This window comes from Ruminococcus sp. NATIVEDY160, from assembly GCF_045819885.1.
Lineage (GTDB): Bacteria > Bacillota > Clostridia > Oscillospirales > Acutalibacteraceae > Ruminococcoides.
Map to the genome: position 1 here is coordinate 427,602 of NZ_CP162391.1, position 20,237 is coordinate 447,838.

Below are 20,237 nucleotides of genomic sequence, written 5' to 3' on the forward strand. Positions count from 1 at the left end.
TAAGCACGAAATTGAATATTCTTATTGACCTTCCAAGAAAAAAATATTATAATAGTAGCGGTAAATGACCCTTTCAGGGGACTACGAAACTAAATTCATGTATTTAGAGAAGAGGGTAATAAATATGTATGTTAAGGAAGTTTTAGTTCAGAACAAAGCCGGACTTCACGCTCGTCCCGCAACATTCTTTATTCAGAAGGCTAACGAGTACAAGGCAACCATCTGGGTAGAGAAGGAAGAGCGCCGCGTTAACGCGAAGAGCCTTCTCGGTGTGCTTTCACTGGGCATCATCGGCGGCACCACAATCAAGATCATCGCTGACGGCTCCGACGAGACCGACGCGGTAGAGGGTCTTGCGGCTTTGGTTGAGAGCGGCTTCGCTGAGTAATAAAATCATAAACTGCATTATTTTAAGGGCGAAGTATCTTCGCCCGTTTTATTTTTAAATCCGAAAGGAAATCCCATGAATCCCAAACTTCCCGAGCTGCGAAAAAAGGCAATGGCGCTGCCGCTGCTGCCGGGCGTGTACATCATGCACGCGAAGGACAGCGAGATCATCTATATCGGCAAGGCAAAGGCGCTCAAGAACCGCGTCAGCCAGTACTTCGGCTCACAGAACAACCACGCTGAAAAGGTGCGCCGGATGGTCGATAACGTCGACTGGTTCGAGTACATCATCACCGACAGCGAGTTTGAGGCGCTTATCCTCGAGTGCAGCCTGATAAAGCAGCATACCCCGAAATACAATATACTTCTCAAGGACGACAAGGGCTACTCCTATATCCGCGTAGGCGCGGGCGATTGGGGCAAGCTCAGCTATGTGCTGCAAAAGCAGGACGACGGCGCGACATACATCGGACCGTACAAGAGCAGCTACTACGTCAAGAGCGCGGTAGAGGAAGCAAACAAGATCTTCATGCTGCCTACCTGCAACCGAAAATTTCCGCAGGACTTCGGCAAGGCGCGGCCGTGTTTGAATTACCACATAAAGCAGTGCATGGCGCCCTGCACGGGCAGGGTGAAGCTCTCAGAATATCGCGAGAGCATGGAACAGGCGCTTGACTTTCTCAAGGGCGGTTCGTCGAACTCAGTAAAGCAGCTCACCACGCAGATGGAGGAGGCTGCCGAGAACTTGGAGTTTGAGCGCGCCGCGAGAATACGCGACAAAATCGCCGCTGTAAAGAAGATGGGCGACAAGCAGAAGGTAGTCGCAAACAAGGTGCTCGACGAGGATGTTATCGCGGCATTCTCCGACGGTACAAAAACCTGCTTCCAGGTGTTCCGCTTTGAGGGCGGCAGGCTGTTTGACCGCGAGAGCTTTATCGTCGACAGCGGCGAGAGCGATACCGAGGAGTTCATTCTCCGCTACTACACCCTCCGTCCCGACGTGCCGAAGAATATTGCCGTCGACACAGAGTGGGAGGGCATGGACGAGGTCGCGCGCTGGCTGAGCGAAAAGCGCGGCAGCAAGGTCAATCTGACGGTTCCGCAGAGGGGAGAGCAGGCGCAGCTCGTGAACATGTGCCGCTCTAACGCCGCCGAGGCGCTCGCCCAGCAAAAGGGTGCGACGGTGCGCGAATACGGCGTGCTTGAGGAGCTTAAGGAGCTGCTCGGGCTTGATACTCTGCCCGAGTACATCGAGTCCTACGATATATCGAACCTCAACGGCAGCGAAAACGTCGCGGGTATGATCGTCTATCAGAACGGCAAGCCGCTCAAATCAGCCTACCGCAAGTTCAAAATAAAGGGCTTTGAGGGGCAGGACGACTACGCCTCGATGGCTGAGGTGCTGACGCGGCGCTTTGAGGAGTACCGCAGGGCTGAAGGCGGCGAGGGCTTCGGCAGACTGCCCGATCTGATCCTGCTCGACGGCGGTGCGGGACAGGTTCACGCGGTCAGAGATGTCATGGAGAAAATGGACATCGACGTGCCGCTCTTCGGTCTTGTCAAGGACGACAAGCACCGCACCCGCGCCGTGACAGGCGACGGCGGAGAGATCGCGATAAGCTCGCGCAGACAGCTCTTTACCTTTCTGAGCAAAATGCAGGACGAGGTTCACCGCTTTGCGATAGGCTACCACCACGCGCGCCGCAGCAAGAACACCTTCCGCAGCTCTCTGACGACAATCGACGGTGTAGGAGAGGTCAGGGCTAAGGCGCTGCTCAAGTACTTCCGCACGATCGACAACATCAGCAAGGCTGACCTCGAGGAGCTTGAGGCGGCTCCGAAGATGACCAAGGACAGCGCGCTCGCGGTTTACAGGTATTTTCACGGCGGCGATTCGCCGCAGGAATAAAAATATTATTGCAATAAAGAAAAATATATGGTATAATATCGAAAACAGTCTATAAGGAAGATTCTATGCGAGTGATTACAGGTACCGCGCGCGGCAGACGGCTGCTGACTCTTGAGGGCGAGGACGTCCGTCCCACCACCGACAGGGTCAAGGAAGCGGTTTTTTCAATCATACAGTTCGAAACAGAGGGCAGGGCGTTTCTCGACCTCTTCGCAGGCTCCGGACAGATGGGCATCGAGGCTCTCAGCCGCGGCGCGAAGGAGGCTGTCTTTGTCGACAGCGCGAAGAAAAGCGTTGACATTATCCGTCAGAACCTCAAGTCGACCAACCTTGAGCAGAACGCCAAGGTATGCCGCCTTGACTGGCAGAGCTTCCTTTCGATGAACACAACGAAGTTTGACATCGTGTTTCTCGACCCGCCGTACGGCAAGGGAATTTTGCAGGACGCGCTCGGAAAAGTATCCGCTCACATGAAGGATACGGGCGTAATTATCGCGGAAAATCCCTTAAACGAGGAAATTTTGTCAAAATACGGTGATTTTGCACTTGACAGACAGTATCGCTATGGTAAAATAAAAATAAGCACATACAGGCATGAGGATTTTGTGAAATGAAAAGAACGGTAATCTATCCGGGCAGCTTTGACCCTGTCACGCTCGGACATCTTCAGGTGATTCGCAGAGCGGCAAAAATGTTTGACAAGGTGATAGTTGCGGTTCTGATTAATTCATCAAAAACCCCGACCTTCTCCGTCGACGAGAGAATGGATCTGCTCCGTCAGGTCACCGCAGATCTGGAGAATGTTGAGATCGCGGGCTTCGACGGTCTGTTGGCGGAATACGCGCGCGAGCGCGGCGTAAACGCGATCGTCAAGGGCTTGCGGGCGGTTTCGGACTTCGAGTACGAGTTCCAGATGGCGATTGCCAACAAGAAGCTCAACCCAGACCTCGAGACAATATTCATTACCGCCGATTCCGACATGATGTACCTCAGCTCGAGCATGGTGCGCGAAATCGGCTCAATGGGCGGCGATATCAGCAATTTTGTGCCCGAGTGCGTGCACGACAGGATCGTCGGCAGATTAAGAGATAAAAAGTAGCTGTTGCTTTTTATGATAAGGAAATTGACAACTATTAATATATAAGGAGTGGAAGAAAATGAAAGTTGATGATTTAATTTTAGATTTACAGAATCTGGTTGACAATGCAAGACCGGTACCCCTCTCGGGCGGCAAGGTAATGGTTAACAGCGACGAGGTATTTGAGATTATCGCTCAGATTCAGGACGCTATGCCCGCCGAGGTAAGACAGGCAAAGAACATCGTTGCTGACAGAAAGCAGATTCTCAACGAGGCCAACAGCGAGGCGGAGAACATTATCCGCGCTGCCGAGGAGCGCAAGAAGATCATGCTTAACCAGAACGAGCTTGTCCGCGAGGCGCAGGCTAAGGCTAAGGAGATCGTAGACGACGCCAAGGCTAAGTCCGCCGAGATCCGCAAGGCTGCCAACGTCTATGCCGACGGTATCCTCAAGCGCGCCGAGGAGAGCCTTTCAACCCAGCTCACCGACATCAAAAAGACACGCTCGACACTTGCAAATTCCCAGAAAAAGTAATATCTCTGATACTTTTATAAGGTCTGACGAAATAGTCAGGCCTTTATTTTTTGGCTGATAGCGGGCAAAATCCGGCATTTTGTATGTGTTTTATTACTTGACGGAGTAATTTGGGAATAATAACGAAATTTTTATTAAATTGTAATATCTGCTTGATTTTTGGAGCCTTATAGGTTATAATAGTGATAGTCGGTGTCATTTTGTGTCATTAAGTGACAGTTGAGTGCCGAAATTCGCAAAACGGAGGTGGGCAAACGTGTTTTTGGGTATGTCAAACCATAATATAGACTCCAAGGGCAGGATCGTGTTGCCCGCGAAATTCCGTGAGGAGCTCGGCGAGAGCTTCATTGTCGCGAACGGCTTCAACTCAAAATGCGTTCAGGTGATGTCAAAGACGGAGTACGAGAATATCTCCGCGCGCATCCGCCAGCTTCCCGCGAAGCAGGCGATGGCTATGCAGTACAACTTCACCGTGACCGCCTCGGAAGTGACTCCGAATGCTCAGGGACGGTTCGTGATTCCACCCGCGCTGCGCAAGATCGCCAAAATCGAGGGCGAGGCGCTTGTGCTGGGAATGGATACCAGAATCGAGATCTGGAGCAAAGAGGTATATGACGAGTTCATGCTGTCGCAGCAGCCCGTGCTTGACGAGGCGCTGGAGAACTTCGTGTTCTAGGAGGGCGTTATGGAATTTTCTCACAAGCCCGTCCTGCTCAACGAGGCGATCGAAGGACTCGCAATAAAAGAGAACGGAATATATGTGGACGGAACAGCAGGCGGAGGCGGCCATTCGAGCGAGATACTCAAGCGCCTCCGCGGCGGTACGCTGATTTCCATCGACCGTGACCCCGACGCGATCCAGACGCTGACGCAGCGATTCTGCAAGAACGAGAATTCGATCGTCGTCAAGGGTAATTTCGGCGATATGCGCGAGATTCTCGCCCAGAGAAAGCTCTACAGGGTCGACGGCGTACTGCTCGATATCGGCGTTTCCTCGCATCAGCTCGACACCGCCGAGCGCGGCTTCTCGTTTCACGAGGACGCGCCGCTGGATATGCGCATGAGCCAGAAGGGCACGACGGCGGCTGAGCTTGTAAACACCCTGCCGTTCGAAGAGCTGCGCAGGATATTGTTTGAGTACGGCGAGGAGAAGTACGCAGGCTCGATCGCGAAGGGAATAATCGCCGCGCGCGAAGAAAAGCCGATCGAAACGACCTTTGAGCTCGCCGAGATAGTCAAGGCAAACGTGCCCCAGAGGGTAAGGCGCGACGGTCACCCCGCGCGCAAGACGTTTCAGGCGATACGCATCGCGGTAAACGACGAGCTGGGCGCATTGAAGCGCGGACTGGAGAACGCGTTTGAGCTTTTGGGCAGCGGCGGAAGGCTCGCTGTAATCACCTTCCACTCGCTCGAGGACAGGATCGTAAAGCAGCAGATGGCGGCGTGGTGTCAGGGCTGTACATGCCCCAAGGACTTCCCGGTTTGCGTCTGCGGAAACACTCCGAAAGCAAAATTAGTCAATAAAAAACCCATTTGTGCAAATGAAACAGAATTGACAGAAAACCCCAGAGCGAGGAGTGCAAAGTTGAGAATATGCGAAAAAATTTAAGTTTTTTCTTCTCAGCTATGGACAAACGCGGTATTTTGGTGTAAAATATAACAAAACTGTAAATAATATTACAGCTACAACCGCTTGTGATTTACAAAGCTGTTATGACTAAATATCCGGTAAAAACGGCTTGAAACCGTAATTTCGGACAGATTGTGTGTGATTTCTGAAATCAAATTGTTAAAATTTTGAAACTTTTTGATTTGAAAGAATTAAATTGCCGTATTATTTTGAAAAGTTCGGCGAAATAGTGTGTTTTGTGAAAATTTTGTATAGAGAAAGGCATAAGGTGCAATCCAATGGCATACAATAATAATGCTGCTTATGACTTAACACTTTTTGACGAGGAAAATACATACTCCTCAGCCGCTCCCAAGCGCCGCGAGGAAGAACCCGTCAAAAAGCCTAAGAAAAAAGTTAAAAATAATGTAGTCGAGTTTTCCGAGGAGGACAAGCTCAAGGCAAGACGCCGTAAGCATAATCCTTTCAAGCTCCTGCTCGGCGGCGTAAGCGCGGCGGTAGTCACCGTGATCATCGGTTTCATCATCGTCGGCCAGGTACAGCTCACAGAGCTCAACCAGCAGATCATTTCCGCTCAGGAGACCCTCGAGGATACCCAGAGCATCTATACCCAGAACCAGATGAAGCTCGAAGCCAATCTCTCAAACGCTGAGATTGAGAAGTACGCTGCTTCGCTCGGCATGACCAAAGCCTCTAACGCACAGAAGGAGTTTATCTCTCTCGAGGGCGGCGACAAAGCAGAGGTGAGCGTTCAGAAGAGTGAGAATATTTTCACCCAGTTTATCGAATCAATTAAAAATCTTTGGTCATAACATTCATTGAAATTAAATATAATGAACTGACAAATCAGAATGAGAGTTAAGGCTTAAAATGTCTTGGCTCTTTTCCTTGTTTATAGAGGACAAATGCAAAATGCGGAATTCTCCCGATATTTTGCGGGTAAATGATATATGATTGCGGTGGAAGGAGTATATTTTGGAAGATAACAAGAAGAAATCAACACCACCCAAAAAGCGTGCCGACAAGGGTCCAAACCAGCGGCTGCGCCAGAGAACGGCGGTTCTCATTATACTGATACTCGTCGTCGGTTTCGGCGCGACGCTTCTGCGCCTGTCCTTTCTGACGATGGTTCAGGGCAGCGAGCTGCAGGAGAAGGCTGTCAGCCAGCAGCTCAGCGATACCGTCCTCACCGCAAAGCGCGGCTCGATTTACGACGCGAAGGGCACTACCCTCGCGGAGAGCGCCTCGGTGTGGCAGGTAGTGCTCGCGCCTATCAACTTCGAGAACGACGAGCAGCGTCAGGCGGCGGCAAAGGGTCTGTCGGAGATCCTCGGTCTGGACTACGAGAACGTCCTCGAAAAGACCAAGCAGCAGAATTACTACACCGTCGTCAAGCGCAAAATCGAGGTTGAGCAGCGCGACCAGGTCATGGAGCTGCAGGAAAAGCTCAGCAAGGACTACAACTGCGGCGCTGTTATCCAGCTCCTCGACGACTACAAGCGCTACTACCCCAAGGACGACCTCGCCTCCTGCGTAATCGGCTTTACGGGCGCGGACGAACAGGGACTTGAGGGTGTAGAGTACAAATACGACGACTACCTCTCGGGCACCCCGGGACGAATCGTCACCGCCAAAAACGCGCGCGGCACCAACATGCCCTTCCAGTTTGAGCAGAACGTCGAGAGCGAGGACGGAAAAAATATCTACCTCACGATCGACGAGGGGATCCAGAGCATCTGCGAAAAGCACATGGCTCAGGCAATCATCGACAACAACGTACTAAACCGCGGCGTCTGTATCGCGATGGACGTAAACACGGCCGCTATCCTCGCTATGGTTACCGCCAACGGCTACAACCTCAACGACCCGTACACGCTTCCCGCGGAAACGGAGCTCAAGATAAAGGAGCTTCCCGAGAAGGAGCAGGACGCCGAGGAGAGCAAGTCCCTCGCGGCGATGTGGCGAAACAAGTGCGTTGCGGATACATACATGCCCGGTTCGGTATTCAAGATGTGTACCGCTTCAATGGCGCTTGAGGAGGGTAAGATCACCGACAGCTCACGCTTCACCTGCGGCGGCTATATGCGCGTCGAGGACTACGATATCGGCTGTTCGGTAACCTCGGGTCACGGCACCCAGACCTTCCTCGAATCCTTCTGCCATTCCTGCAACCCCGCATTCATTCAGATCGGTCAGCTCGTAGGAATAGATAAGTTCCGCGACTACTATACAGCCTTCGGCTTCTCCGAGAAGTCGGGCATCGACCTCCCCGGTGAGGCGGACGACAGCTTCTGGCCCGAGGGTCAGATGGGTATGGTCGACCTCGCGGTTGCGTCCTTCGGACAGAACTTCAACATCACTCCGCTCAGCATGATCACCGCCTGCGCGGCTGTCTGCAACGGCGGTTATGTTCTCCAGCCCTACGTCGTTTCAAAGATCACCGACTCCAAGGGCAACGTCGTAAAGACGATGGAGAAGAAGGTCAAGCGCCAGGTCATCTCCAACGAAACCTCAAAGAAAATGTGCGAGATGCTCGCGGCGTATCCCGAGGTCAACGGCGCTTCGGGCGGCTACGTAGCCGGCTACAAGACGGGCGGCAAGACCGGTACCTCCGAGAAAATCGGCGTTGAAAAGAAGCAGAGCTCCTTTGAGAAGGACTACATCTCGTCCTTCTGCGGAATCGCTCCCACAGACGACCCGCAGATCGCGCTGCTTGTTTTCCTCGACACTCCCGACGGCGGAGCGTACTACGGCTCGCAGATTGCGGCGCCTATCTTCATCAATATCATGACGGAGCTGCTTCCGTACCTCGAGGTCAAGACGGACTACTCCGACGAGGATCTCGCGTACCTTAACGTCAGCATGGGCGACTACACCACCCTCTCTGTTGACGAGGCGCTCAAGAAGGCTGAGGCGGACGGCTTCATCGCCACCGTGATCGGCTCGGGCTCGACGGTGCTCTCTCAGATCCCGACGGTATCCTCACAGGTTGCGGCAGGCTCGAACGTCGTGCTCTACACCGAGGGCAACCAGCCCGAAAAGGTCACTGTGCCGAGCTTCCTCGGCTGCGCGGCCTACGAGGCGAACAGCGTCGCACTTCAGGCGGGACTGAACGTCAGTTACTCGGGCGCTGTCAGCTCGGGCGGCGTCGCGGTTGCACAGAGCATCGCGGAAGGCGCTGAGGTTGCCAGAGGCACGGTCGTCAGCGTCACCTTCGCGGCGAACACCAGCGACGGCAACAGCGACTAAGCAATTTATTCTGAGATTATTTGTCATATAAGCGAAAATGAAAGGAACGGTAAATATGTTAGTATACGGAATATGGACGTTTTGCGCGGCGATTGCTGCCTTCCTGATTTCGGCTGTGACGGGAAAGTTTCTGATTCCCTTCCTCCACAAGCTCAACTTCGGACAGACGATCCTTGAGGAAGGCCCCAAGTGGCACAAGAGCAAGCAGGGTACTCCCATCATGGGCGGTATCATGTTCATCATCGCCATCGTTGCGGTTTCGGTTATCAGCACCGTGGTTTACATGCTCACGGGCTCGGGCTTCATCGAGACCTACTTCTCGGACATCAGCCGCGAGGTCACTTTCATCTTCGCAGGTCTCGGACTTGCGCTCGCCAACGGTCTGATAGGCTTTATCGACGACTACACAAAGGTAGTCAAGAAGCGCAACCTCGGACTCACCGCCATTCAGAAGCTCGTTTTACAGTTTGCGGTTGCGGGAGCATATCTCGCGACCCTCGGAATCGCGGGCTACGGCACTTCAACTATCATTCCCTTCGTCGGCTCTGTCGACCTCGGATTCTTCTATTATATCATCGCGGCAATCGTGATCGTCGGCGTAGTTAACGCAGTCAACCTCACCGACGGCGTAGACGGCCTCGACGGCTCGATCACATTCTTCGTCGTCGTCAGCTTCATGCTTATCGCAAGCAAGCTCTATTCTCTCGGCATCACCGCCGTCAGCGCGGCTATAGCGGGAGCCTGCCTCGGATTTTTGGTATGGAACTTCCACCCCGCGAAGGTATTCATGGGCGACACAGGCTCGCTCTTCCTCGGCGGCATCGTGTGCGCGCTTGCGTTCGCGGTCAATATGCCGATACTCCTTCTGCCGCTCGGCATCGTCTATCTCTGCGAGATGTTCTCGGTTATGCTGCAGGTCGGCTACTTCAAGCTCACCCACGGCAAACGCCTCTTTAAGATGAGCCCGATTCATCACCACTTTGAGATGTGCGGCTGGAGCGAGGTCAAGATCGTCGCCGTATTCAGCGCGGTAACCGCTCTCTTCGGCGCGGGCTCGTTCCTGCTGGTTCTCTTCGGAGTATGATAATAACTACTACAATTCCTTTGGAGGTAAGCAATGGCTCCAAACAGAAAATTACTATATAAGGGCGACGTTAACCGCATCTATGACGATGAGTACAAGGCGTCGCAGGCGGCGAAGAAGGAGAAGCTCTTCATCAGACCGTCGCGTCAGCGCAAGATGAAGAACGCCAAGTGGTTCGGGATCGGCATGGGAATAGACCTGCCGTTCTGCATAATCCTGCTCGTTCTGCTGACAATAGGAACGATCATGATGTTCTCGGCGAGCTACGCCTTCGCCTACTACACCCAGAGCGACAGCTACTACTTCCTTATCCGTCAGCTGATATTCGTCGTAGTCGGCATAATCGCCATGGGCGTAATGTCCTTTTTCAACTACAACAAGCTCCACAAGATAGCGCCGCTCGTACTCGGCATAGCGTATGTCTGTCTGCTTGCGGTACTCGTGCTTCCCGCGGGCGACGGCGGCGTAAAGCGCTGGATACCTCTGGGCATGTTCAATATCCAGCCCTCAGAGATCGCGAAATTCGCGGTTATCCTGTTCTTCGCACACTGGGCGAGCAAGTACTACGACAAGATGCAGCTCGCGAAGTTCAGCGTGCTGCCGGGCATCATTGTATTCGGCTCGATCGCGATGCTGCTGTTTCTTGAGCCGCACTACTCGGGTATCGTAATCATCGGTATGCTCACCGTACTGATGCTCTATATCGGCGGAATGAAAACAAAGTACCTGCTTATCGGCGGAGTAATCCTCGGCGGTTTGGTGCTTGTGCTCGCGGTGACGGGCGGTCTGAGCTACGCTATGAGCCGAATGGACGGCTGGGGTCAGGCGCTCGAATACACAACCGAGGAGATGTGGCAAACCACATGGCAGACCCGAAACTCGCTCTACGCGATAGGCTCGGGCGGCTTGTGGGGACTCGGCCTCGGACAGTCGCGCCAGAAGTACCTCTATCTGCCCGAACCGCAGAACGACTTCATCTTCGCGATAGTCGTCGAGGAGCTTGGACTTATCGGCGCGGCGATCATCCTCCTGATTTTTGCTCTGCTCGTATGGAGAGGAATCACTCTCTCGCTGCGTTCAAAGGATAAATTCGGAAAGCTGCTCGGTATCGGATTGACCTCGCAGATCGGCATTCAGGTCGTCCTCAACATTCTCGTTATCACCGACTGGCTCCCGAACACGGGTATCAGCCTCCCGTTCTTCAGCTACGGCGGCTCCTCGCTGATCATGCTTTTGGCGCAGATGGGCATTGTGCTCTCGATTTCGAGAACGGCAAATATTGAACGGCAGTAATTTTGGAGGTTCCTATGAAAGTTTTACTCGCGGGCGGCGGTACGGCGGGTCACATCAATCCTGCTCTCGCCATCGCTGGCTATATCAAAACAATGCGTCCCGACACACAGTTCCTTTTTATCGGCAACCGGGGCGGCATGGAACAGCGTCTTGTACCGCAGGCGGGCTTTGAAATCAAGTCCATCACGATCAGCGGCTTCAAGCGCAGCCTCAAGCCAAAGGCGGCGGTCGAGAACATCAGGACTCTCGGCAGAACCGTTTCGTCCTCGGCTCAGGCAAAGAAAATCATCAGAGAATTTGATCCCGATATCTGTATCGGCACGGGCGGCTACGTCTCGGGACCCGTCGTCCGAACGGCGGCGAGAATGGGCATTCCCTGTCTTATCCACGAGCAGAACGCCTATCCCGGCATCACGAACAAGCTGCTGAGCAAGCGCGTCAAGAAGGTAATGCTCGCGGTTGAGGCGGCGAAGAAGTACTTCCCGGACGCTGACGTTGTCGTAACCGGCAACCCCGTCCGCGGCGAGATTCTCACAGCCGACAAGGAACAATCGCGCGAAAAGCTCGGTCTTGACCAGCGTCCCGTTGTGCTTTCCTTCGGCGGAAGTCTCGGCGCTCAGAAGGTCAACGAGGCCGTTGCCGATATCGTAGCGCGCAGCGGAATTGACGGCAGATATCAGCACATTCATGCCTACGGAAAGTTCGGAAGCTTCTTCCCGTCGCTTGTCGAGGAGAAGGGCGCCGATCTGAGCAAGGCTCCGAACATTGACATAAGACCGTATATCGACAATATGCCCGAATGCATGGCGGCGGCTGACCTCGTTATCTGCCGCGCGGGCGCAATCACGCTAAGTGAGCTTCAGGCGATGGGCAAGCCCGCGATCCTGATTCCCTCGCCGAACGTAGCGGAAAATCATCAGTACCACAACGCAATGGCGCTTGTCAACGCGGGCGCGGCGGAGCTGATTGAGGAGAGCGAGCTTACGGGCGAGCTGCTGACCAAGAAGGTCGACGCGATGCTCTCAGACCGCGAAAAGCTAAAAAAATACAGCGAGTGCGCGAAGCGTATGGCTATCACCAACGCCGGCGAGCGAATCTACGCGATCGTAAAAAAGACGCTCGGAAACACAAAGTAAAACCACTCACGAACCCCGCAAAATGACATATGATATACTGTATTCTTGAAAAGAGGGTGTCAGTATGTCAAGGTTATTGATTGCAGGACGGCAGCGGCTCGAGGGCGAGGTATCTGTTCAGGGCGCGAAAAACAGCGCTCTCCCGATCATCGCGGCGACCCTGCTGACCAAGGGCGAGAACGTTATCTTCAACTGTCCGCGGCTCTCTGACGTCGAGGCGTCGTGCGCGATCCTGCGCTATCTCGGCGGAAAGGCTCAGCGGAGCGACGGCGCTCTGCTTATCAACTGCGACGGGGTTAATCAGTCGGAAATACCCGATTCGCTCATGCGGAGAACACGCAGCTCCATAGTTTTTCTCGGGGCGGTGCTCGCGAGAACGGGCAGGGCGAGGATGAGCTTCCCGGGCGGCTGCGAAATCGGCCCGCGTCCGATAGATATGCACCTCAAGGCGCTGCGCGAGCTCGGCGCGGAGATTGAGGAAAAGCACGGCGTGCTCGAATGCAGAGCGCCTTACGGACTGCGCGGAGCAAAAATCGCGCTGTCGTTCCCGAGTGTGGGCGCGACAGAGGACGTGATGATTGCCGCCGCTCTCGCGGGCGGAACGACAACGATATCAAACGCGGCTAGGGAGCCTGAGATCCGCGACCTTGCCGATTACTTAAACAAATGCGGCGCCGAAATCTACGGCGCGGGCGAGGGAGTCATCGTCATTGAGGGCGTATCCTCGCTCCACAGCGCGGCACACACTATCATTCCCGACCGTATCGTTGCGGCGACGCTAATGTCCTGCGCGGCGGTCACAGGCTCCGAGATCGTCCTCAGGGACGCTGTCGCGAGCCATCTCGGCGCGGTGATTCCCGTCCTTGAGGAGGGCGGCTGCCGCGTGAATCTCACCGACCGCGACATCAGGCTCAAGGCGCCGAAGCGCCTGCGCTCAATGCGGATCGTTCGCACCATGCCGTATCCCGGGTTCCCGACGGACGCCCAGGCTCCGCTGATGGCGGCGGCTTGCGCAGCGGACGGCACAACGGTCTTTATCGAGAACATATTTGAGAACCGCTACCGCCATATCCCCGAGCTTGCGCGAATGGGAGCGGCTGTGAGGACAGAGGGCAAGGTTGCCGTCGTCGAGGGCGTTCAAAGGCTCTACGGCGCGGCGGTGGAGGCAACTGATCTGAGAGGAGCCGCGGCGCTTGTCACGGCGGCGTTATGTGCCGAGGGCAGCACGTCGATCGGCGGAGTCCGCTACCTCGAGCGCGGATACGAGGACTTCGATCTGGTTCTCTCGTCCCTCGGGGCGGACATAAAAAAGGTTTAAGAAGGAATTCTGAGAAAAAGGAGGTATGCCCATGGCACTCAGCTCAAAAGAGAAAAAGGAGCTCGCACGCCAGCGCAAGGAAAACGCGAAGCAGGCGCAGAAGTTCCATAAGGAGCAGGAAAAACGGGCGAAAAAATCCTCTTCAAAATCCAAAAAGCAAAAAGACGAAAAGCCCGCAAAGCCTTCCGCGAGCAAAATCGAGGAAGCGGTAAATTCGGGCAAGACCGCTAAATTTCAAAAAATCAGCCGTGAGGAGAAATTCCGCCGCGAGAGCGAGGAAAAGATCCGCAACCTCAAGCCCCAGGACTTTGAGGACGGCTATTACATAGACGAGTACAGCGAGAAGCAGCGCCGCGAAAGACGCGCTCAGGTTATCCGCAAGCAGGAAACCGAGACTATCCGCCGCAACAAAAAGCCGATGACCAGCAAGCAGATTCGTATTCGCCGCATTCTGATAATGTCGGCGATATTGCTCGCGGTAATCGCTATCGGCGTGATACTCAGCTTCACGGTACTTTTCAAAACAGAGAATATCATCGTCGAGGGCTGCTCATACTATTATGACGACCAGATCATCAGTTACAGCAACGTTTCACTGCAGCAGAACATCTTCATTTCGAAGATGAACAGCACACCGCAGGATATTATCGACAACTTTGCCTATGTTGAGGACGCCCGCGTCGATTTCAATATACCCGACACCATCACCATTACAATCACCGACGCCGTTCCGGCGTACTACATGACGGAGGGCAACAATTACCTTCTCATCAGCGCGAAGGGCAGAGTGCTCGAGCGCACGGAAACAAAGCCCGACGGACTTCCCGAGCTGATTTGCGGCGAGGTCACGGGCAAAGAAGTCGGCGAGTATATCAAGTTTGACGACCCGTCGGTACCCGATCTGCTCAACACCGTAGCTAATAGCCTTTCGGACAATTCGTTCACCGGCATTGTCGGCTTCGACGTTACGGATACCACGGCTATCACCCTCGACTACGAGGGCAGGATAAAAATAAACGTCGGCGTCGCTGAGGATCTTGACTACAAGCTGCGTACAGCGCAGGCAATCATCGACAAGAAGCTAGACCCTAACCACACAGGTCAGGTTTACGGCAATCTCGACGTTTCCACCTGCGCCAAGAACAAGATGTCGCACTACGTTCCCGCGGCGACGGTTCATCAGGCGACCATGGCGACCTCGGGCTCTGTTCCATCGACAACAGCGCCTGCCGACGGTTCGGGTGACGGCACAGACTGGGGCGACTATTCCGACGATTTGTACGGCTTGTACGGCGTCTACAACTGGGAGGATAATTCCGACGAGTGGAGCGACGACAACAACACCGACTGGAACGACAACAATGGCGAAGGCGGTTATGATAACGGCGGCTATGACGGCGGCGGTTCTCAGAATAACGGCTACGACGGTGAGGTTCCCGAGTACTAGACCCGAAAAACAAAAATTTATTACTTAAAAAATACCCTAAAAACCATTGATATTTTCATAATAGTGTGATAATATAGTAACATAAGTATGTAAAATACGAAATTAGGCACTTTTCTGTGATAGATAAGATTGCGTTAAGGAGGACAACAAAATGGCTTTTGAGCTGGAACTGGAAAATGAGTACACCCCGAAAATTAAAGTAATAGGCGTAGGCGGAGGCGGCGGCAACGCTGTCAACAGAATGGTTACCACAGGTATCAAGAACGTAGAGTTCATCGCGGTCAACACCGACGAGCCTGTGCTCCGTCTTTCAAAGGCTACGCAGAAGATACACATCGGCGAGAAGCTGACAAGAGGTAAGGGTGCGGGCGCTAATCCCGCAATCGGCCAGAGCGCCGCTGAGGAGAGCAAGGACGAGATCGCAGCGCTTCTCAAGGACACAGACATGGTATTCGTAACCGCAGGTATGGGCGGCGGCACAGGTACAGGCGCTGCTCCCGTTATCGCCAAAATCGCTAAGGATCTCGGTATCCTCACCGTCGGCGTAGTAACAAAGCCCTTCGCATTTGAGGGCAAGAAGAGAATGACCCAGGCTGAGCAGGGTATCGCTGAGCTCACTCCCTGCGTTGACTCTCTTATCATCGTTCCTAACGAGGGCCTCAAGAAGGTTTCTGATACAACCATTACACTTCTCAACGCGTTTGAAATGTCAGACGACGTTCTCAGACAGGGTGTTCAGAGTATTTCCGACCTGATCCTTCTTCCCGGTCTGATCAACCTCGACTTCGCGGACGTTACCTCCGTAATGAAGGACGCAGGCAATGCTCACATGGGTATGGGCAAGGCTTCCGGCAAGGACAAGGCGAAGATCGCCGCTACAAAGGCAATTTCCTCTCCGCTGCTTGAGACCTCGATCGACGGCGCCAAGGGCGTAATTATCAACATCACCGCTTCCTCAGACATCAGCCTCGAGGATATCGACACCGCCGCTACCATGATCAAGGACAAGGTAAGCGAGGATGCGAACATCATCTGGGGTGCCGTTATCGACGACAAGATGAACGATGAGATGAGCGTAACCGTTATCGCTACAGGATTTGGCGGCGTAGGTGAACAGCCCGCTGCAGCTCCGAGCGACAATGTTATCGTTGACACTCCCGCAGAGACAACTGCTTCTTCCAGAGCTACCAAGGACACAACCGATGACGAGGACGATACCTTCTACGACATCATGTCCATCTTCAATAAATAATTTATAGCAAAAGTAAGGCGGTACAGCGCAGGCTGTACCGCTTTTTTGTGTTTAGTTCTCCATTTGTTTGCCGAGAAACGCCGCCGCAGACTGAGCGAGCTTGATCTCAACCCCTGTCGGGATTTTGGCGCTCTCGCCCGTGAGCATAACCACAGCGCCCATAACGTCGCCCGAGGCGATAATGGGGTAGATGACCGCCGCGTCGTGCTCAATGCCCTCGATCGGCTGAACATTTCCGAGGGTCTGGTTTGTCGCGGCGTAGCTTTTGCGGTTGTCCATGTAGCTCTCGAGAATCGAGCTGATACGCCGCTCAAGAAATTCGCGCTTGGAAACACCTGCCGCCGCGATAACATGGTCGGTATCGCAAATCAGAGTAGGCATAGAGCTGATGCGCGCGATAACGTCGGCGTATTGCCCCGCAAATTCGCTCAACTCACCTACAGGCGAGTATTTCTTGAAAATAACCTCACCGTCCGTAGCGGTGTAAATCTCCAGAGGGTCACCGTCACTGATAATATTGACATCATAGACCTTGTCTTTTTGGCATTTTGCCTTCGAGACGAGTGTGACAGATAAGTTATCCATGATGCCTGAATCAAAATTTGCGGCTTCCTCCATATCCTCTGCAAGCGTTCCGCAGCGCAGAAGGCTGTCGATGTCCGCTTTGAGCTGAACGTCAACGTGATCCTCGTACACGCGGATCCGCTCGATAATCAATTGCAGGTCGCTGCGGTCGAGCTTGTCCTTGTTGAGTATGTCGTCGAATACCTCGAGCGCGAGCTTTGCCGTGCGGTTTACCCTGATGATGGTATTTCTTCTGTCGACCGTGAGGTCGATCTGATTTTGTATTCCCGCGATTCGCCGCGTGAGATCGTCCTCCAATTCGTCGTAGGTTTCCTCGAGCATTTCCTCTTGGTCGGGGTGCTTCATGATGTCGCGGATGCGCTGACGCTTGGTTGCTTTCAGCTCCCCCTGCAGGTCGAGCAGGATTTCCTCAAGGTTTTCCTCGCTTCTGTCCTGCTCCTTCATGTCCTCCGCTTCCTTGGCGAGGTCGGCGTTTAGCTGCGTCAGCATTTCTGCTGAGTTGTCTTTCACCATTTGGAGATAGGTTTTCAGGATTTCATCGAGGTCTTCCACGCGGATGTGGTGGCTTGTGCAGCCCTTCAAGCCGCGCCGGTGGTAGGTGCCGCAGCGGTAGGCGTCCTTCAGGTCAGCACGGCTCATGGCGAACATCGGGCTGCCGCAGTCGCCGCATTCGAGGAAGCCCGAGTAGACGTTGTCGTATTTTTTCTGACCGCGGTAGTTGCCCTTGGAGCGGCTCTCCATCAGCGCTCGCACCGTGGCGAATTCGCGGTAGCCGATGATCGCCTGATGGTGGTTTTCGATCACGATATGTTCGCTCTCGTCGAGCTTGACGTCCTTGCCGTTGATTTTCTTGCGCGTGTATTTGCTCGAGCGCATGGTGCCGATGTAGAAGTCGTTTTCCAGAATTCCCTGTACTGTCACGATCGACCACGCGGAGCTCACCTTGCGTTTGTATTCCTTGCCTTCGGCTTCTTTGCGCTGACGCTCAGACATACGCGGCGTGGGAATCCCATCGTCGGTCAGGGTATTAGCGATTTTCATATAGCCCATGCCGCTTTGATAGAGGCGGAAGATTTTGCGGACGATCTCTGCTTCGGTGGGGACGATTTCAAATTCCTGCCGCGCATTGATGATATAGCCGTAAGGTGCGGCGCAGATCCATTTGCCGTCATGCTGACGGCGCTTGACGACCGAGCGCACCTTTTTCGAGGTATCGGTGACGGGCATTTCGTTGATGAGGAACTGGAACTGTATCTTCAGCCAGTCGTCGTCGTTCGGAAAGTCGATGCCGTCGCCGATGGAGATGATGCGCACGCCGTAGTCGCGCAAGTCCTCCAGCTCCACCAAGCCGCGGCTGTTGCGGCGCGAGAATCGGGAGAAGTCCTTGACGATCAGAATGTCAAGCTTATGGGAGAGAAGCTGTTTGCGCATCTTCTGGTAGCCCTCGCGCTGCTCAAAGGTATAGCCCGAGCGGTCGCGGTCTTCGAAGAAGGTCAGACTGCTGCCGGGGAATTTCTGCCGGACATAATCCTCAATGATTGCCTTTTGGTTCTCGATGGAGGTGTTGTCGCGGTTCAGCTCCTCGTCAACGGAGATACGGCAGTAGCCCGCAATGTCAAATTTTTCTATCAATTTACATCACCTGCTTTGCGTGATATTTTAGATAATATTGTATCACAGCTTTCGGAAAATAGCAAGAGGAAAAAGACGCTGCCACCGCGACAGCGTCTTTTGTCATGCAGATTCTTTACCAGCTCTGACCTCGCGTTCCGCAAAGAGCTTTCGGTTGTAGCGGAGCAGCTCGCTCGTCAAATCCGTCAGGTCCTGACCTCCCGAGCGAAAGACGGCAACAAGGAATTTCTGCTTTCGGAACCTGTCATAGAGCGGTCCGAGCTGTTCCTGAGCCGACGCGTCCGCCGATTCTGCCTTGGTAAGCCAGATGCAGACCAGCTTTTTTTCAGGGTGAATGTCGAGTTGCAAACGGCTCACCTCCTGTTCATATTATTGCCTTGTTGGCATGATAATATACGGAATAATATTTCAATTCTCCCAACCTTCCTGCCAGTCAACGGCGTCTTCAAAGTGAAGCATACCGTGAATCTCTTTCACTTCTTCCTGGCATTGGTATCTGAGACGCTCCACGGAAGCGGGGTCATACTTACTGAGGTTGGCGAGAATGTTTTCAACCATTGCCACTTCCACCGCCAGCTTGAACAATATCACGCTGTGGCGGTTGTCGCTCTCACGGATAATACTTCTCAGACATGAGAGAAACATGTTGGGCAAATAGTTTGTCTTGTTTTCCGCCGTGAGGTAACCGACGTAGAATCGAATGGATTTTTCCACGAACTCCGACATACTGCGGCAGTCGTCCTTACGGTACATCTCCTTCACCTTTGCTTTGATTTCGGGATACATCCATACCGCTAATTTTTCTTTTCCTTTTGGTGCTGACATGATTTTTTACTCCTTTTTATTTAGCAAACCCTCTCAAAAGCACGGTTTCATCGGCAAATTCGGGAAAGGCTGCCAACTATTTTGATTGTTTCGGAAGCAGGTTGCCAACCTGTCAAAATGCACAGGGAGTGTCCAAAAACGGCTTGCGGTCGGCGTTGCCGTCCGCCGTGAACCGGCAGGGGTGCTTTAGCAACCCCAAGCCTTTCTCCTGTTTTCCGCTCGATTGTGAGACCTGATTCTGATTTGTGCAAATGTAACAGACGAATTTCGGCAGTTCATTCTTCTGATGTGTTCTGCGTCATCGCAAAAATATCCGCGACGAAATACATATTACTGGTATGGCTGCCGTTCTCACGGAGGCGGTGCTTTTTAATGATCAGGCTCCGCTCCTCTAACGCCTTCAGCGCCGCGTCAACGGTTTTCTCTTTTACACAGCACTCCTTTGCGATCAGGCTCCGCGACGGAAAGCAGCTGTCGTTCTCATTGTCCTTGTGACGGATAAGACAGGCGAGGACGGCTAAGTCCCGGGGCTTAAGTCCGAGTGAAAAGATTTCATTCGGCAGCATAAAATAATCTTTGCGTTTGATAACAGGTTCCTCCTTGTACAGCAGAAAAAGAAGAATGATTGTGCGTGGATTTGATATGTGGGCTATGCGCGGATCGGATTAAAAATTTTAATACCCGGTTTGTTATTCTTTCTCTGCCGTTGATATTTTAGGATGTGTATAGTTCCTTGGGTATAGTTATTTGGTAAGAAGATATTACACTAAGGTAAAGAATTTTTCGAACCCACCACCTTTCATTTTGATATTTCTTTAACGGGCGGTGCAAAATATTCCCGACCTCAGAAATGCCGACATTCGCCCAAATTCGCGCG

Annotated in this window: 19 protein-coding genes; 15 read left to right on the plus strand and 4 right to left on the minus strand. The window is 53.3% G+C overall.

Annotated elements, in window-relative coordinates; genetic code table 11:
• The first annotated feature begins 124 nt into the window (after positions 1-124).
• The 15 genes from AB1I49_RS02060 (at position 125) to ftsZ (ending at position 16,318) form a co-directional block, all read left to right on the plus strand.
• On the plus strand, positions 125-388 hold the full coding sequence (locus AB1I49_RS02060; RefSeq protein ID WP_216523750.1) for an HPr family phosphocarrier protein: 264 nt from the start codon (positions 125-127) through the stop codon (positions 386-388).
• A gap of 75 nt (positions 389-463) precedes the next feature.
• The gene (gene uvrC / locus AB1I49_RS02065) at positions 464-2,296 is read left to right on the plus strand and encodes an excinuclease ABC subunit UvrC (RefSeq protein ID WP_407721261.1); all 1,833 of its coding nucleotides are present in this window, start codon (positions 464-466) and stop codon (positions 2,294-2,296) included.
• A 65-nt stretch (positions 2,297-2,361) separates the two neighbouring features.
• On the plus strand, positions 2,362-2,910 hold the full coding sequence (gene rsmD, locus AB1I49_RS02070) for a 16S rRNA (guanine(966)-N(2))-methyltransferase RsmD (protein WP_201428022.1): 549 nt from the start codon (positions 2,362-2,364) through the stop codon (positions 2,908-2,910).
• Positions 2,907-3,395, plus strand: coding sequence for a pantetheine-phosphate adenylyltransferase (gene coaD / locus AB1I49_RS02075; protein ID WP_316611538.1), 489 nt, complete (start codon positions 2,907-2,909; stop codon positions 3,393-3,395). Before rsmD ends, coaD begins: the two co-directional genes overlap by 4 nt.
• 58 nt (positions 3,396-3,453) lie before the next feature.
• On the plus strand, positions 3,454-3,909 hold the full coding sequence (locus tag AB1I49_RS02080) for an ATPase (RefSeq protein WP_316617396.1): 456 nt from the start codon (positions 3,454-3,456) through the stop codon (positions 3,907-3,909).
• Positions 3,910-4,177: 268 nt separating this feature from the next.
• Positions 4,178-4,585, plus strand: a complete 408-nt coding sequence (locus AB1I49_RS02085) for a division/cell wall cluster transcriptional repressor MraZ (RefSeq protein ID WP_201426504.1) — start codon at positions 4,178-4,180, stop codon at positions 4,583-4,585.
• 9 nt (positions 4,586-4,594) lie between these two features.
• Positions 4,595-5,518, plus strand: coding sequence for a 16S rRNA (cytosine(1402)-N(4))-methyltransferase RsmH (gene rsmH / locus AB1I49_RS02090; RefSeq protein ID WP_201426505.1), 924 nt, complete (start codon positions 4,595-4,597; stop codon positions 5,516-5,518).
• A gap of 299 nt (positions 5,519-5,817) precedes the next feature.
• Positions 5,818-6,351, plus strand: coding sequence for a hypothetical protein (locus AB1I49_RS02095; protein ID WP_201427845.1), 534 nt, complete (start codon positions 5,818-5,820; stop codon positions 6,349-6,351).
• Positions 6,352-6,514: 163 nt separating this feature from the next.
• Entirely contained in the window at positions 6,515-8,788 is a 2,274-nt protein-coding gene (locus tag AB1I49_RS02100; RefSeq protein ID WP_201427846.1) for a penicillin-binding transpeptidase domain-containing protein, read from the plus strand.
• Positions 8,789-8,843: 55 nt separating this feature from the next.
• Positions 8,844-9,872, plus strand: a complete 1,029-nt coding sequence (gene mraY / locus AB1I49_RS02105; protein ID WP_407721262.1) for a phospho-N-acetylmuramoyl-pentapeptide-transferase — start codon at positions 8,844-8,846, stop codon at positions 9,870-9,872.
• 33 nt (positions 9,873-9,905) lie between these two features.
• Complete coding sequence (locus AB1I49_RS02110; protein ID WP_201427848.1) at positions 9,906-11,165, plus strand: FtsW/RodA/SpoVE family cell cycle protein; 1,260 nt, start codon at positions 9,906-9,908, stop codon at positions 11,163-11,165.
• A 14-nt stretch (positions 11,166-11,179) separates the two neighbouring features.
• Complete coding sequence (gene murG, locus AB1I49_RS02115) at positions 11,180-12,301, plus strand: undecaprenyldiphospho-muramoylpentapeptide beta-N-acetylglucosaminyltransferase (protein WP_201427849.1); 1,122 nt, start codon at positions 11,180-11,182, stop codon at positions 12,299-12,301.
• A gap of 64 nt (positions 12,302-12,365) precedes the next feature.
• Entirely contained in the window at positions 12,366-13,619 is a 1,254-nt protein-coding gene (murA, locus tag AB1I49_RS02120; RefSeq protein ID WP_407721263.1) for a UDP-N-acetylglucosamine 1-carboxyvinyltransferase, read from the plus strand.
• Positions 13,620-13,650: 31 nt separating this feature from the next.
• The gene (locus tag AB1I49_RS02125; protein ID WP_201427851.1) at positions 13,651-15,066 is read left to right on the plus strand and encodes a cell division protein FtsQ/DivIB; all 1,416 of its coding nucleotides are present in this window, start codon (positions 13,651-13,653) and stop codon (positions 15,064-15,066) included.
• Between the two features lie 151 nt (positions 15,067-15,217).
• Positions 15,218-16,318, plus strand: a complete 1,101-nt coding sequence (gene ftsZ / locus AB1I49_RS02130) for a cell division protein FtsZ (RefSeq protein ID WP_201427852.1) — start codon at positions 15,218-15,220, stop codon at positions 16,316-16,318.
• A 51-nt stretch (positions 16,319-16,369) separates the two neighbouring features.
• Here the strand turns inward: ftsZ and AB1I49_RS02135 are convergent, their stop codons facing one another.
• The 4 genes from AB1I49_RS02135 to AB1I49_RS02150 form a co-directional block, all read right to left on the minus strand.
• On the minus strand, positions 16,370-18,535 hold the full coding sequence (locus AB1I49_RS02135) for a stage V sporulation T C-terminal domain-containing protein (protein ID WP_407721264.1): 2,166 nt from the start codon (positions 18,533-18,535) through the stop codon (positions 16,370-16,372).
• 102 nt (positions 18,536-18,637) lie between these two features.
• Complete coding sequence (locus AB1I49_RS02140) at positions 18,638-18,883, minus strand: hypothetical protein (RefSeq protein WP_407721265.1); 246 nt, start codon at positions 18,881-18,883, stop codon at positions 18,638-18,640.
• A gap of 60 nt (positions 18,884-18,943) precedes the next feature.
• Complete coding sequence (locus AB1I49_RS02145) at positions 18,944-19,360, minus strand: hypothetical protein (protein ID WP_407721266.1); 417 nt, start codon at positions 19,358-19,360, stop codon at positions 18,944-18,946.
• 275 nt (positions 19,361-19,635) lie between these two features.
• A complete protein-coding gene (locus tag AB1I49_RS02150) occupies positions 19,636-19,926 on the minus strand; it encodes a helix-turn-helix domain-containing protein (RefSeq protein ID WP_092968197.1) in 291 nt (96 codons plus the stop codon).
• Positions 19,927-20,237 lie beyond the last annotated feature (311 nt).

Bases quoted from the DNA above. Each gene is read 5' to 3' on its own strand.
- AB1I49_RS02060 (WP_216523750.1), top strand. From the start codon at position 125: ATGTATGTTAAGGAAGTTTTAGTTCAGAACAAAGCCGGACTTCACGCT.
- uvrC (WP_407721261.1), top strand. From the start codon at position 464: ATGAATCCCAAACTTCCCGAGCTGCGAAAAAAGGCAATGGCGCTGCCG.
- rsmD (WP_201428022.1), top strand. From the start codon at position 2,362: ATGCGAGTGATTACAGGTACCGCGCGCGGCAGACGGCTGCTGACTCTT.
- coaD (WP_316611538.1), top strand. From the start codon at position 2,907: ATGAAAAGAACGGTAATCTATCCGGGCAGCTTTGACCCTGTCACGCTC.
- AB1I49_RS02080 (WP_316617396.1), top strand. From the start codon at position 3,454: ATGAAAGTTGATGATTTAATTTTAGATTTACAGAATCTGGTTGACAAT.
- AB1I49_RS02085 (WP_201426504.1), top strand. From the start codon at position 4,178: ATGTCAAACCATAATATAGACTCCAAGGGCAGGATCGTGTTGCCCGCG.
- rsmH (WP_201426505.1), top strand. From the start codon at position 4,595: ATGGAATTTTCTCACAAGCCCGTCCTGCTCAACGAGGCGATCGAAGGA.
- AB1I49_RS02095 (WP_201427845.1), top strand. From the start codon at position 5,818: ATGGCATACAATAATAATGCTGCTTATGACTTAACACTTTTTGACGAG.
- mraY (WP_407721262.1), top strand. From the start codon at position 8,844: ATGTTAGTATACGGAATATGGACGTTTTGCGCGGCGATTGCTGCCTTC.
- AB1I49_RS02110 (WP_201427848.1), top strand. From the start codon at position 9,906: ATGGCTCCAAACAGAAAATTACTATATAAGGGCGACGTTAACCGCATC.
- murG (WP_201427849.1), top strand. From the start codon at position 11,180: ATGAAAGTTTTACTCGCGGGCGGCGGTACGGCGGGTCACATCAATCCT.
- murA (WP_407721263.1), top strand. From the start codon at position 12,366: ATGTCAAGGTTATTGATTGCAGGACGGCAGCGGCTCGAGGGCGAGGTA.
- AB1I49_RS02125 (WP_201427851.1), top strand. From the start codon at position 13,651: ATGGCACTCAGCTCAAAAGAGAAAAAGGAGCTCGCACGCCAGCGCAAG.
- ftsZ (WP_201427852.1), top strand. From the start codon at position 15,218: ATGGCTTTTGAGCTGGAACTGGAAAATGAGTACACCCCGAAAATTAAA.
- AB1I49_RS02145 (WP_407721266.1), bottom strand. From the start codon at position 19,360: ATGTCAGCACCAAAAGGAAAAGAAAAATTAGCGGTATGGATGTATCCC.
- AB1I49_RS02150 (WP_092968197.1), bottom strand. From the start codon at position 19,926: ATGCTGCCGAATGAAATCTTTTCACTCGGACTTAAGCCCCGGGACTTA.